The organism is Pantoea sp. UYEF8, assembly GCF_040546285.1.
In the GTDB taxonomy this organism is placed as follows: domain Bacteria; phylum Pseudomonadota; class Gammaproteobacteria; order Enterobacterales; family Enterobacteriaceae; genus Pantoea; species Pantoea brenneri.
Map to the genome: position 1 here is coordinate 28,917 of NZ_JBEPNM010000005.1, position 12,128 is coordinate 41,044.

The 12,128-nt window shown below is 59.1% G+C and carries 13 protein-coding genes and 1 riboswitch; of the genes, 8 read left to right on the forward strand and 5 right to left on the reverse strand.

Annotated features, from left to right (window positions below; translation table 11 throughout):
* Positions 1 to 5 precede the first annotated feature (5 nt).
* The 5 genes from mntP (at position 6) to ABIB18_RS11595 (ending at position 4,327) form a co-directional block, all read left to right on the forward strand.
* Complete coding sequence (gene mntP, locus ABIB18_RS11575; protein ID WP_031377046.1) at positions 6 to 581, forward strand: manganese efflux pump MntP; 576 nt, start codon at positions 6 to 8, stop codon at positions 579 to 581.
* A gap of 119 nt (positions 582 to 700) precedes the next feature.
* Complete coding sequence (gene azuC, locus ABIB18_RS11580; protein ID WP_122983632.1) at positions 701 to 778, forward strand: stress response protein AzuC; 78 nt, start codon at positions 701 to 703, stop codon at positions 776 to 778.
* A gap of 311 nt (positions 779 to 1,089) precedes the next feature.
* On the forward strand, positions 1,090 to 1,926 hold the full coding sequence (locus tag ABIB18_RS11585) for a fumarylacetoacetate hydrolase family protein (RefSeq protein WP_046289387.1): 837 nt from the start codon (positions 1,090 to 1,092) through the stop codon (positions 1,924 to 1,926).
* A gap of 105 nt (positions 1,927 to 2,031) precedes the next feature.
* Entirely contained in the window at positions 2,032 to 2,943 is a 912-nt protein-coding gene (locus ABIB18_RS11590; protein ID WP_069729074.1) for an alpha/beta fold hydrolase, read from the forward strand.
* Positions 2,936 to 4,327 (forward strand): hypothetical protein, encoded by a 1,392-nt coding sequence (locus tag ABIB18_RS11595; protein ID WP_354474178.1) that lies wholly within the window; start codon positions 2,936 to 2,938, stop codon positions 4,325 to 4,327. The genes ABIB18_RS11590 and ABIB18_RS11595 overlap by 8 nt, the downstream gene beginning before the upstream one ends.
* Positions 4,328 to 4,348: 21 nt before the next feature.
* On the opposite strand, the gene ABIB18_RS11600 is transcribed toward ABIB18_RS11595, so the two are convergent.
* Together ABIB18_RS11600 and ABIB18_RS11605 are read right to left on the reverse strand one after the other, a co-directional pair.
* Entirely contained in the window at positions 4,349 to 5,701 is a 1,353-nt protein-coding gene (locus ABIB18_RS11600; protein ID WP_031377152.1) for an MFS transporter, read from the reverse strand.
* Positions 5,702 to 5,871: 170 nt separating this feature from the next.
* Positions 5,872 to 6,774, reverse strand: a complete 903-nt coding sequence (locus tag ABIB18_RS11605; RefSeq protein WP_031377153.1) for a GntR family transcriptional regulator — start codon at positions 6,772 to 6,774, stop codon at positions 5,872 to 5,874.
* Between the two features lie 138 nt (positions 6,775 to 6,912).
* Between ABIB18_RS11605 and ABIB18_RS11610 the strand changes: the two genes are divergently transcribed.
* Positions 6,913 to 7,941, forward strand: coding sequence for a zinc-binding alcohol dehydrogenase family protein (locus ABIB18_RS11610; protein WP_354474179.1), 1,029 nt, complete (start codon positions 6,913 to 6,915; stop codon positions 7,939 to 7,941).
* On the opposite strand, the gene ABIB18_RS11615 is transcribed toward ABIB18_RS11610, so the two are convergent.
* On the reverse strand, positions 7,926 to 8,867 hold the full coding sequence (locus ABIB18_RS11615; RefSeq protein ID WP_279809604.1) for a nucleoside hydrolase: 942 nt from the start codon (positions 8,865 to 8,867) through the stop codon (positions 7,926 to 7,928). The genes ABIB18_RS11610 and ABIB18_RS11615 overlap by 16 nt on opposite strands.
* Positions 8,868 to 8,994: 127 nt before the next feature.
* Positions 8,995 to 9,070, forward strand: a riboswitch (Fluoride riboswitch).
* 92 nt (positions 9,071 to 9,162) lie between these two features.
* On the opposite strand from ABIB18_RS11615, the gene crcB reads away from it, so the two are divergent.
* Positions 9,163 to 9,540 carry a fluoride efflux transporter CrcB gene (gene crcB, locus ABIB18_RS11620; RefSeq protein ID WP_031377156.1) on the forward strand — a complete coding sequence of 126 codons (378 nt, stop codon included), beginning with the start codon at positions 9,163 to 9,165 and terminating at the stop codon, positions 9,538 to 9,540.
* Between the two features lie 139 nt (positions 9,541 to 9,679).
* On the forward strand, positions 9,680 to 10,495 hold the full coding sequence (locus tag ABIB18_RS11625) for a sugar phosphate isomerase/epimerase family protein (protein WP_031377157.1): 816 nt from the start codon (positions 9,680 to 9,682) through the stop codon (positions 10,493 to 10,495).
* 3 nt (positions 10,496 to 10,498) lie between these two features.
* Here the strand turns inward: ABIB18_RS11625 and ABIB18_RS11630 are convergent, their stop codons facing one another.
* Entirely contained in the window at positions 10,499 to 11,104 is a 606-nt protein-coding gene (locus ABIB18_RS11630; RefSeq protein ID WP_046289378.1) for an alpha/beta hydrolase, read from the reverse strand.
* A 21-nt stretch (positions 11,105 to 11,125) separates the two neighbouring features.
* Positions 11,126 to 12,067 carry a glutathione S-transferase family protein gene (locus tag ABIB18_RS11635; protein WP_031377158.1) on the reverse strand — a complete coding sequence of 314 codons (942 nt, stop codon included), beginning with the start codon at positions 12,065 to 12,067 and terminating at the stop codon, positions 11,126 to 11,128.
* Between the last annotated feature and the right edge of the window lie 61 nt (positions 12,068 to 12,128).

A 12,128-nucleotide genomic window follows, 5' to 3' on the forward strand; every position in this document is an offset into this window, starting at 1 on the left:
AAATCATGACCTTTATTGCCACCTTAATTCTTGCACTGGGTATGTCGATGGACGCGTTTGCTGCTGCATTGGGCAAAGGTGCCACCTTGCATCGTCCGGGTTTTAAAGAAGCGCTGCGCACCGGTCTGATTTTTGGCTCAATCGAAGCCTTAACGCCGCTGATTGGCTGGGCGCTTGGCCTGGCCGCCAGTCGTTACATCATGGCGTGGGACCACTGGATCGCCTTTATCCTGCTGGCGTTTTTAGGCGGCCGCATGATGATGGAAGGTTTCCGGCAAACCGCCGTCGCAGAACCCTGTGAAGCGCCGCAGAGCCATGGCTTTATGGTACTGGCCACTACCGCTGTGGCGACCAGCCTTGATGCGCTGGCGGTCGGTGTGGGTCTGGCCTTCTTGCAGGTCAACATTATTACCACCGCGCTGACCATCGGGGCCGCCACCACCGTCATGGCCACCACCGGCGTGCTGGTGGGCCGCTTTATTGGTCCGGTACTCGGCAAATGGGCGGAAGTGCTGGGCGGTCTGGTGTTGATTGCCGTCGGCGCGACCATTCTGCTGCAACATCTCGGTCAGGCCGCTTAACGGTTTTTTGCGCAAAATAAACTCAATTTTGTGATCTGGTTCAAAATTTATTGCCGAAAAAACGCGCTGAAGTTATACTTTTCGCGTATTTCTTCAACTAATTTTGCATCAGGTGTCACATGAAACGCATTTTTAACTACGTGTTCCGCGCTTACGTCGAAACCTTCAAACACGTACCGCCGGGTGCGATGTACTAAGCACGCCGCAGAAAACCCTCGATAATCGCGGTCAGGGATCGACCGATGATTATCACTTTTTCTTCTGTTCCACCGCCCGCGCTTTACCCCATTCACCGCCTCGTTTCCGCCCGCAATTTGCCGTCAACAGCGATCGCTGACGCCACAGAAAATCCTTTTTGCTGATCATTCCAGCGCTTATTACGCTGCTGAATGATCAGCAGCAGATCCGATGAGCATAACTGTGTACGCTTTTGCCGATGACTTTTGTTACCCTGCGCGCCTCTTTTCTCAGTAAAAATCTGAAAATTCGCGATTACAACGGGGCAGCAATGCAGCTTTGCAGTTTCTCTCTTCCTGACCAGGACAAAAAAAGTTTCGGTATCGTGCGCGAGCACGGCGTGGTGGATCTCGGTTTACGCTTCGGTGCAGCCTGCGCCGATTTAAAAACCTTTCTGAGCCGCTCATCGCTGGCCGATCTCCATGCTTTTCACACCATGCCAATCGACTATCCGTTTAGCGCCATCCGCTTTCTGCCGGTGATTGAGAATCCTGGCAAGGTGTTTTGCGTCGGGATGAACTACGCCGATAAACGAAAAGAGTTTGCCGAGACGCTCGATGCGCCGACCCTGTTTGTGCGTTTCGCCGACTCGCTCACCGGCCATGACCAGCCGCTGCAAAAGCCCGCTACCACTCAGGAGTTCGACTTTGAAGGCGAACTGGCGGTGATCATCGGCAAAGCGGCCCATCAGGTCAGCGCTGCCAACGCGCTGGAGGCGGTGGCGGGTTACAGCTGCTTTATGGATGCGACCGTGCGCGACATGCAGTTTACCTGGTTTACCGCCGGCAAAAACTGGCCGCAGACCGGCGGATTCGGACCCTGGATGACCACTGCGGATGTCATCCCCGATCCGCAGCAGCTGGCGATCAAAACCTGGTTAAACGGGCGGGAAGTGCAGAACGATACCACCGGCAGCATGGTGCATCCGGTAGCAAAAATTATTGAATACATCTCGGCCTTCAGCCCGCTGTCGCCCGGCGATGTGATCATCACCGGTTCGCCGGGTGGCGTCGGTAAAAAACGCACACCGCCGCTGTTTATGTTCTCCGGCGATGTGGTTGAAGTAGAAATTGAGCAGATTGGGCGTCTGCGCAATGTGATTGCGTAACCCCCCTCGCCGCGAAGCGCAATGTGTCACACCGTTAATCTGATAACCCGCCTGCTGCGAAATCCCGTCCTACACTGAGTTATCCCCCCGAAACAGGAGCAGCGGATGATCCAGAAGCATCGACGAAAACAGGCGGCCATCGTGGCAGGCGTTGGGTTAGGTGTGGCGGCCACACTGTGGGGCATGAAACGCTGGCAGCAGCTGAAGCAGACGCCGCCGGTGTCGCCGCGCAGTCACCACGCCGGGCTGGCCGGTTATTATCAGCAGATTGGCGACTGGCGGATGTTTACCCGCGTCACACCGAATGAGAGCCAGGGGTTGCCGGTGGTGCTGGTTCACGGTCTGGTGATGTCCGGCCGGGCGATGGAACCGCTGGCGCTGGCATTAAGCCGCGATTATCACGTGCTGGTGCCTGACCTGCCGGGTTTCGGGGCCAGTGCGCTGCCGGCCTCGGCGCCGGTGATGTCGGTGGATCAGCTGGCCGACGCGCTGTGGCTGTGGCTGCAGCACAACGGATTCCAGCGCGCCATCTGGGTGGGCAACTCGTTTGGCTGCCAGATTCTGGCGGCGCTGGCGGTGAAATATCCGCAGGCGGTGGCGGGACTGGTGCTGCAGGGGCCGACGGTCGATCGTCACGCCCGCAGCCTGCCGCGTCAGCTCTGGCGCGACTGGCGTAACGGTCGTCTGGAAGCACGTCGTCCGCCGGGACCGCTGGCGCGCATTGATTACGCCAAAGCCGGTCTGCGGCGCGCCTTCGGCACCATGCGTGCCATGATGCGTGACCATATCGAACATCGCCTGACGTACATTAGCGCGCCAACCCTGCTTTTGCGCGGCTCGCGCGACCCGGTGTGTCCGGCGCGCTGGCTGGATGAACTCGCCGCCCTGATGCCGCACAGCGAAACACTCACGCTGCGCGACGGGACGCACACCCTGCATTATGTCTATCCGTGGAGTTTCTGTAGCGCCATCCGCCCGTTCCTGGCGCGTATCCAGCAGGAGGATCAGCATGAGTAAACCACCGAAAGGGATTGCCCGTTTCGACTCTGCCGCGGCGATGCTGCTGGCGCTGGCCAATGCACTGCACGATCGGCCCTTCGCCAGCCCCAGTCAGTCACCGACGCTGGATCGTCTGCTGCCGTCGCTTAACCGCTTGCCGACCGGACTCCGCGAGTGGGGCTACGCGCTGGGCGGCATGGCAGAAGGCATTACGCTGCGTCAGGCCGGTGAGCTGGATGTAGAAGGGATCGCCGAATGGATGGTGAGTGAATACCCGCAGCAGGACTATCCGGCGGCCTTTATCGGCTCCTCGAACGGTGCGCTGATACATCTGGCGGCGGCGATGGGCGTGCCCTGGCTGCCCCAGACTTTCCTCTGCCCGGTGCGGGCCGCCAATAACGATCCGGATGATGCGCAGGCGAGCTTTGAGCAGGGCAAGGAGATTGCCGCCGCGCTGCTGGCTGCCTGGCCACGGCTGGCGGTGCATCACATGCAGGACCCGAATCAGGATCGGCTGATGCTCGATCAGATGCGCTACTTCCGGCTGAAACTGCGCGCGCTGCCGCTGGCGTTCAACGAATTCCTGATGGGCAGCCTGCCGGCCGGATCAACGCTGTTTATCAATCACTGTACCCGACAGTGGCCGGTGACCCGCACCAGCGATCGCTCGTTCTTTCAGTTTGGCGCGCTCGGCGGCGCAACCGAAAAAGAGTACTTACAGGGCGGTCCGCGGGTGGCGGAATACCTGGCGCGCTACGGCATTGATCGCGAACGCTGGACCCCGCCTGCCATTACCGATCACGTGCCGGAAGCGGAATGGGGACTGGATGGTTATCTGATCTCGCCGCTGAAAAAACTGGCGGAGTCTCAGGGCCTGAAGCTGATGGAGATTCGTTATGAAGATCCGGAAGCGATGAGTTATGTGGTGGCGGAGATCTACCGCGACTGGTATCTGGCCGCCGGCATTTTACCGACCCGCCTGACGGTGGACAGTTTTCTGCTGATGGACCCCTGGTGCAGCATGCAGCAGCACGCTATCCCGTTCTGGCTGGTGTTCTGCACCGAGCCCTCTGCTGCGGCACTGCAGCGTTTCCTTGAGAAACAGCCACCGTTCCGCAACATCGACATGATGCTGTTTTCGCACGGCACCGACAGCATCGGGCTGGCGGAGATTGCGCGCTGGCAGGCGCTACTGGCGTATGCCCGGGAGGAGGGTGCATTGATTGGCGTGGATGAGGATCGCTTCCCGCGCGATTTCGCCACTTTCGCCCGCTTTGACTCGGCATTACGGGAACGGGCGCCGCTGTTACCGCCGCCGCCGCCGCTGAGTGTGGAGAAGGTAATCACTGGCATCCAGCGTTATGGCGCGAAACATGGAGTCACCCTGACGGCGCTGACGTAACGCCTGCGCCGTCAGGCGGGATTACTCGCCGTCGGTGATCGGTTTGCGCACCAGCAGCAGGTAAGCCAGTGCGCCAACCAGCGTCACGCAGGCACAAATCATCAGCGCCATGCTGAACGATTTGGTGGTGTCGAGCACCCAACCGGTGATCACTGGCGCGAAGGAGGCGAAGATAAAGCTGGCGAAGTTCTGGATACTGCCGACCGATGCGGTCATGCGGGCCGTCACATTAGCGTGAATCAGGCCCCAGCATGAGGTGCCGGCGAAGTGAATGCAGAACAGCGCCATGCCAATCAGGGTAACGGCACTGGTGGTATCGGTGGCGCGGGTCACCACGGCGGTAAAGCCGGCGGACAGCAGCATACCGCTGACGATGCAGACCTTGCGGGTTTTCACCGCGTTAAAGCCACGACGCACCAGTGAATCGACCACATAGCCATTCAGCAACATCCCCGCCGCACCAAACAGGAACGGAATCGCCGCCAGCAGGCCGGTACTTTTCAGATCCAGATGGTAGGTCGACTGCAGATAACCCGGCAGCCAGGCGATATAGAGCCACGCGGTATAGTTAATGCCGCTGAAGCCAATCATCATGCCCCACATGGTGCGCTGCTTAAACAGGCCGCGCCACTCTTTGAAGCTGATCGGCTCTTTACGCGAGGCGACGCTGCCCGCCTGCAGATAGTGGATCTCTTCAGCGCTCAGGGTGTTGTTATCGCGATCGCGGTAAACCATGTACCAGCCAATGGCGAGGAACATCCCGAGGATACCAATAGTGACAAACATGCCGCGCCAGCCCATCACCAGCATCATGGCAGCCAGAATCGGTGGCGCTACTGACAGGCCAATCATTGAGGCGGCATTAAACATCCCCATCGGCATGCCGCGATCTTTGATATTGAACCAGTCGTTGATCACTTTAACGCCGCACGGGTTCATCGGCGCTTCACCAATGCCGAGGCCGATACGCACCAGGATGAACTGGGTGAAGTTATGTACCAGACCCGATGCCGCCTGAAACAGCGACCAGATAAACATACCGATGCCGAGCATAATGCGCGGCCCTTTACGATCCAGCAGCGCGCCACACGGCAGCTGCGCCAGGCCGTAGGCCAGAGAAAACGCGGAGAGCAGGAAGCCGATTTCGGTGGCGCTCAGACCCATCTCCTCGCGGATGGTCATGTTAGCCACCGACAGCGAACTGCGGTCGAGGTAGTTAATAATGGCGGCGAACAGCAGCAACAGCATGGCTGTCACCTGAATTTTGCGGATGCGCGGTGAGCGGACGATATCGCCGCGCATTGGAACGTAATCCTGGCCTGGCGCCGCTCCGCCGGACACGTTGTCGTGGCCGGTCACTGATGTCTTTTCCATTGCACTCTCCCGAAGCTGGGTAGTTATCGTTATGGTGAAGAGGGGGGTTCGCGCAGCGGCAAGTGGCCGCCATGACGTTGCAGTCGAGACTAAGAGCAAAGGAGAAGAGATGTTGCAAAGATGTTTCTGAATCGTGCGGGAGCTAATGCTTTGTGGTTTTTAATCGGTTTTTAATTGTACTGACCAATCGAGCGCACCATCGAGGTTTTAGCCGTCGCCAGATGGTTATGTAATGCACAAAGCGCATCGACATCCTGTCGGCCAATCAGCGCGGTCAGAATCGCCATATGCTCCTCCAGCGCCACAATATTTCGTTGCTTCAGATCGCTCTCATCCCACTGATAATGTGAGTGAAATATCACAGAGATGATCTCCAGCGACTGGTTGAAAAACGGATTATTGGCGGCGGATAAAATCAGTGAATGCATCTGCCGATCCAGGGCGGCAAAGTGGCGGTAGTTGCTGGCGATGGTGTCACGCATCGATCGGTGACGATCCAGCAGATCCCGCGCCTGTACCCAGCGTTCATCGCTGGCTGGCAGATTTAAAAAACGGCTCAGCGCGTGGGTTTCCAGCATTTCCCGCAGCTCAAACAGCTTCTCCGCGTAATCCTGGCTGAATTTCTTCATCCGCCACTGGCCCCGTTTGACCGGCTCCAGCAGATCGTATCGCATAAAACGCAGCAGAAACTCCCGCACCACTACCGGACTGACTTTGACCTGCTGAGCCAGTTGCAGCTCGCTGAAGGTGTCGCCAGGCACCAGCTGGCGCTGATTAATCATGTTAAAAAACACCTGTTCGAAGTGGCTGGCCTGCTGCTCAATCGGCGGCGTTAGCGCACTGAACCCGTCGTCTTCGCACGGATCGCGCACGATCACCCAGGTTTGATCGACCTTTTCCAGCACGCCCCGCTGATGCAGATAGTGCAGGGTGTGACGCACCGTGGTGCGGCTGATATTGAACATCTCTGCCAGCGCCGCCTGCGGAGGCAGAGGCGACAGAATATGGCGCTGGGCGATGCTTTCCAGCATCTGGTTAATCACGTTATGTCGTAAATTCTGACTGCGGCTCATCCCGTCCTCCGGTTTTTTACGCATTAAAAACCATTCAAAGCCCAAAAAAATCGTCGTGCTTCACACTTCCCGCCATCGAATCCCGCGCCGCAGGCAGGATTCGCCATAACTGCGTGCAGGACAACCCGGAGAATCACCATGACAACAATGAAAGCACTGGTCATCGCCGAGCCACGTAAGATGGTCTGGGCCACGCGCGAACAACCAACACCCGGCGCCGGTGAAGCGCTGATTAAAATCCTCACCGCCGGAATCTGTGGCACCGATATTCACGCCTGGTCCGGCAACCAGCCGTTCTTCAGCTATCCGCGGGTGCTGGGCCATGAACTCTGTGCTGAAGTGGTGGCGCTGGGCAGCGGCGCGAGCGGCGTTGAACCGGGTCAGCGGGTCGCGTTGATGCCCTACATCTCCTGCCTGCGCTGCGACGCCTGTCAGAGCGGCAAGACCAACTGCTGCGAGCAGATTTCAGTGATTGGCGTCCATCAGGATGGCGGTTTCTGCGACTACCTGAGCGTACCGGTCAGCACGCTGCTGGTGGTCGATGATGTCGCGCCGGAGGCGGCCGCGCTGATTGAACCGTTCGCCATCAGTGCCCATGCGGTCAGACGTGCCGCTATCGTGGCCGGTGAGCAGATATTAGTGGTCGGCGCGGGTCCGATCGGCCTGGGCGTGGCGGCGATTGCGGCTGCCAGTGGCGCTGAGGTGGTGGTAGCCGATACCAGCGCGTTCCGTCGCCAGCACGTGGCTGACCAGCTCGGCCTGGCAGCGCTCAATCCGGCGGAAGAGGATTTTTACACTGCGCTACGCAAGCAGTTTGGCGGGCGTCTGGCGCTCAAAGTGATCGACGCCACCGGCAGCCCGGCGGCGATGAACAACGCGGTGAACCTGATGCGTCATGGCGGCACCATCGTTTATGTCGGACTGCATAAAGGCGATCTGGTGATCCCGGACAGCGAATTCCACAAAAAAGAGACCACCCTGATGGGCAGCCGCAACGCCACCCGTGAAGATTTTGATCGGGTACGTGAGTTAATGGCCAGCGGCGCACTGCGGGCTGAAATGATGCTTAATCACCATCTCGACTTTTCAACGCTGGCGGATACCTTTGAGTCGCAGGTGATCAACAACCGCGAACTGATCAAAGGCGTGATTCATTTCGATCGCTGATTGCTGTGCAGCAGCGTCAGGGTCTGAAAGAAGTGTGACCTTACCGCACCGGCATCTACCGCCAGTGCGATGCGCTGAGACGGCAGACCATCAAACGGATCGTGGCGCGAAGCCAGCGCGCTCAGCTTACGCACCGTCTGGCCGCAGGCGATCCCCTCGGTGATCACCCGCAGCGGGCTTTCCGTTAAGGTGAAGGCCGCCGGCAGACTGAGCCACGCCAGCGCCAGCGTGTCGTGCAGCGCCATGCCAGCAAAGCCCTCTTTCGCCAGGCTATAAGCAAGATAGGGCCGGCAGATGGCGCTCAGAACCGGCTGGTTAAGCCGCTGAACGTCATCGCCGGTGATCAGCACCTGGTGGGTGACATCCAGCGGTATCACCACCACCTTCAGCGCCGACGTCAGCACCTGATCGGCGGCGTGCGGATCTTTCCAGATGTTGAATTCACTGAACGGCGTCACGTTGCCGCTATGGCCGCCGGTACCGAATGCGCCGCCCATGATCACCAGCTCTTTAACCAGCGGAATAATGTCCGGTGCCTGATTAATGGCGCTGGCGATGTTGGTCAGCGGGCCAATCGCCACCAGGGTGATCTGCTGCGGATGGGCCCGCACGCTGTCGATAATGAACTGCACCGCACTGGGCGCTGCGTCGCTGAACGGGTTATCAAACGCATCGCCCAGCCCATCTTCGCCGTGCAGCGTGGCGGGCGCACTCATACGCTGCGCCAGCGGCCGGGAACAGCCGCGATAAACGTCCGCCTCAATCGCCATTTTCTGGCAGAACAGCCGGGCATTTTTCACCGCCTGGCCCACCGCCACGTTGCCAAAAACGGTAGTGATGCCCAGCAGCCGCTGAGTTCGTGCCGCGTAGGCCAGCGCAAACGCATCGTCGACGCCAATGTCAGTATCAATAATCAGGGTACGCATAGACTCTCCGGGTCGCTGCCTTCAACGCTCAGCATTACCCTGACCGCCGCGCCGTCGTCAAGGTTTTCAGCGGCAACCGCTGCGGTGGCCACTCAGTTGCCAGCCGGAGAGTCGCATCGTATTATCCTTCGCTTAAGGTGATGGCGTGCCACCTTCCCCAACCGCCGGCGGGCTTTACCCCGGCTGATGACGCCTGACACTCGGTGTATCCTTTCGCGGGAGCTGAGGTGTCAGGCGCGGTTTATCTCTGCCTCTCCCCTCAGCCCGGCGTGAAATCTGCAATCAGGAGCAAGACATGTTGAAACCGTTGTTCGCCGTCATGATTGGCGGCTCTGCTGGCTGTGTGCTGCGGTGGCTGTTCGCGGTACGTTTCAATGCTTTATTTCCCAACCTGCCGCCCGGCACGCTGCTGGTTAATCTGATCGGCGGGTTGATCATTGGCGCGGCGATGGCCTGGTTTGTCCGCCATCCGGAAATTGACCCGGCGTGGAAGCTACTGATCATCACCGGCCTGTGCGGCGGGCTGACCACCTTCTCCTCGTTTACGGCAGAATTAATGGTATTGCTACAATCAGGTAAGTACCTCTGGGCGATGGCCAGTGCGCTGGTGCATGTCATCGGCTCGCTGCTGATGGCGTTTGCCGGTTTCGCACTGATGACGCTGCTGGCCTGACGGACCGTGAATCGCGGCTTGCCATAACGCTTAAGAGGTAGATACTGTTTTAGCTGCGATGTTGCCCAGGCCGCAAGGTGTGCGGCGTTGCAGCTGATTATTCTTCACCGATTATTCCGGACGATTAAGGAGCAGAGAGATGAGTCGTAATCCAACATTCCTTAACCTGGTGTTGTTAAACGGTGAGCCCGAAGAGAAGCTACAGGCGGCGCATAATGCCGGTTTTGACCAGGTCGAAATCTGGCGTGAGGACGTGGAGGCCTGCGACGGCGGTGCCGCGGCGCTGGCCCGGATTGCCGCTCAGCAGGGACCCGGCTTTACCAATCTGCAGGTGCTGCGTGATTTCACCGGCGCGCCCAGCGCGCTGCGCGGGCAGAAGCGCGAAGAGCTGCGTCAGTTTATCCACATTGCCCAGGCGCTGGGGTGTGACACCATTCAGGCTCCGGCCAGTACCCGTGAGGATTGCCGCGCCGATCAGATTGATGATGACCTGCGCTGGATGGCGTCGGAAGCCGCGCGCTACAACATGCGCATCATGTATGAGCCGATGGCGTGGTGCAGCGTGGATAACACCCTGCCGCTGGCGTGGCAGCGATTGCAGCGTCTCGATCAGCCCAACATCGGGCTGGTGGTCGATCTGTTCCATATCTGTGCGCTGGGCGGCGACGCTTCACAGCTGGATGGCATTCCTGCCGAGCGGATTTACGAGGTGCAACTGTGTGATATGGCTGCCGTTCCGCCGCAGGATAAGCAGAGTCTGATCGACATCGCGCGTCATCAGCGACTGCTACCCGGTGATGGCATTATCGACATCGGACGCTTTGTGGATAAGCTGAAAAGTGCCGGTTATCAGGGTCCGGTTGGCATTGAAGTGTTTAATGATACGCTGAAACGCCTGCCGCCTGAGGTGGCTGCCCGGCAGGCGTGGCAGGCATTAAGCCGCTACTGGTCGTAGTGTTTAATCCTGCAGGCATTGCCCGATAAACGCGGCGGCATGCAGAGCGCCCTGTGCTGAAATGGTGTGGCCGGTCGCTGGCTCAAACAGGGTTTCAACCGGCACTGCCGCCTGTTTCAGCCGCGCAGCCGCGGATTCGCTCTCCTGCCACGGGATCACCTCATCGGCATGGCCGTGGATCAGCATGGCCGGCAGATGAGGCTGCGGCGTCAGCTCGCCGTCAAACGCCAGACGCCCTGAAAATGCCACCACGCCCGCCAGCGGATAACGGCCGGATGCCAGCGCATCCAGCGCCATAATCGACCCCTGCGAAAAGCCCACCAGCACCACCTCGTGCCAGCGTTCGGCGAAGCCGTGCTGGCTGATAATGTTGCTGAGAGTGGCGTCAAACGCTGCCCGCGCCGCCCGTACCCGCCCCGGACGGTTCTCTGGCGTAACGCCGGCCAGGCTGAACCACTGATAGCCAAAACCGCCATCAAACGCTGCAGGCGCATCCGGCGATGCAAACACCACATCCGGTAATAAGGCCGCCCAGTGACGCCCAATCGGTGCCAGATCGTCGCCGTTACTGCCGACGCCATGCAGAAATATCACCAGTGCTTTTGCCATTGCTGTTCCTTAAAAGGGGCTTTATAAACCGTACTCGCTTAGATCCGGGCCTGCCGGAACAATTCCGTTCGGGTTCAGCGCCGAAATCGAGTAATAACCCTGTTTGATGTGTTCAATGTTGACGGTCTCACGGATGCCGGAGACTGACAGCATGCTTTTCAGATAGCGATTGAGCAACGGGTAATCGCGCACCCGGCGCAGGTTGCATTTGAACAGGCCATGGTAGGCCACGTCAAAGCGAATCAGGGTGACGAACAGCCGGATATCGCTTTCAGTCAAACGTTCACCGAGCAGGAAGGTGCGGCCATCACTGAGCATCAACTCCAGTTCGTCAAGCTGGCTGAACACCTCGCTGAACGCCTGCTGGTAGCTGTTCGCGGTGGTGGCGAAGCCGGCGCGGTACACGCCATTGTTAAGCCGGGGATAGAGACTGGCATTGAGCGCATCAATCTCTGCACGCAGCGCGGCGGGATAGAGATCGAGACGGTTGTCCGCCAGATCGCCGAAGCCGCTGTTAAACATCCGCACGATGTCAGCCGACTCGTTATTAACGATGGTGGCGGTTTTCTTGTCCCACAGCACCGGAACGGTGGCCCGGCCGGTAAAATCGGGCGCGGCGCGGGTGTAAATCTGATGCAGATAGTGCGCCCCGTCCAGCAGATCGCGGTCAGCAGCGGTCGCCTCACCGAAACGCCAGCCCTGCGCGCCGAGCTGCGGCTCGACCACCGTCACGCTAATCAGCGATTCCAGTCCTTTGAGTTTACGGGCGATCAGCGCGCGCGAGGCCCACGGACAGATCAGCGCCACATAGAGATGATAGCGGTCCGGTTCCGCAGCAAATTCCGTTGAACCATCGTGGCTGATCCAGTGCCGGAAACCGGCATCCTGACGGACAAAGCCGCCTTGTTTATCGGTAGCCTGCACCGGATGCCAGTCACCACTCCATTTCCCCGCTACTAACATGATGCCACTCCTCTGTTGATCTGAGCAGTAGCTTAACTGATGACAGAATGAGTGATAATCC

Bases quoted from the DNA above. Each gene is read 5' to 3' on its own strand.
- ABIB18_RS11595 (WP_354474178.1), top strand. From the start codon at position 2,936: ATGAGTAAACCACCGAAAGGGATTGCCCGTTTCGACTCTGCCGCGGCG.
- ABIB18_RS11610 (WP_354474179.1), top strand. From the start codon at position 6,913: ATGACAACAATGAAAGCACTGGTCATCGCCGAGCCACGTAAGATGGTC.
- ABIB18_RS11630 (WP_046289378.1), bottom strand. From the start codon at position 11,104: ATGGCAAAAGCACTGGTGATATTTCTGCATGGCGTCGGCAGTAACGGC.
- ABIB18_RS11605 (WP_031377153.1), bottom strand. From the start codon at position 6,774: ATGAGCCGCAGTCAGAATTTACGACATAACGTGATTAACCAGATGCTG.
- ABIB18_RS11590 (WP_069729074.1), top strand. From the start codon at position 2,032: ATGATCCAGAAGCATCGACGAAAACAGGCGGCCATCGTGGCAGGCGTT.
- ABIB18_RS11625 (WP_031377157.1), top strand. From the start codon at position 9,680: ATGAGTCGTAATCCAACATTCCTTAACCTGGTGTTGTTAAACGGTGAG.
- ABIB18_RS11585 (WP_046289387.1), top strand. From the start codon at position 1,090: ATGCAGCTTTGCAGTTTCTCTCTTCCTGACCAGGACAAAAAAAGTTTC.
- ABIB18_RS11615 (WP_279809604.1), bottom strand. From the start codon at position 8,867: ATGCGTACCCTGATTATTGATACTGACATTGGCGTCGACGATGCGTTT.
- azuC (WP_122983632.1), top strand. From the start codon at position 701: ATGAAACGCATTTTTAACTACGTGTTCCGCGCTTACGTCGAAACCTTC.
- crcB (WP_031377156.1), top strand. From the start codon at position 9,163: ATGTTGAAACCGTTGTTCGCCGTCATGATTGGCGGCTCTGCTGGCTGT.
- ABIB18_RS11600 (WP_031377152.1), bottom strand. From the start codon at position 5,701: ATGGAAAAGACATCAGTGACCGGCCACGACAACGTGTCCGGCGGAGCG.
- ABIB18_RS11635 (WP_031377158.1), bottom strand. From the start codon at position 12,067: ATGTTAGTAGCGGGGAAATGGAGTGGTGACTGGCATCCGGTGCAGGCT.
- mntP (WP_031377046.1), top strand. From the start codon at position 6: ATGACCTTTATTGCCACCTTAATTCTTGCACTGGGTATGTCGATGGAC.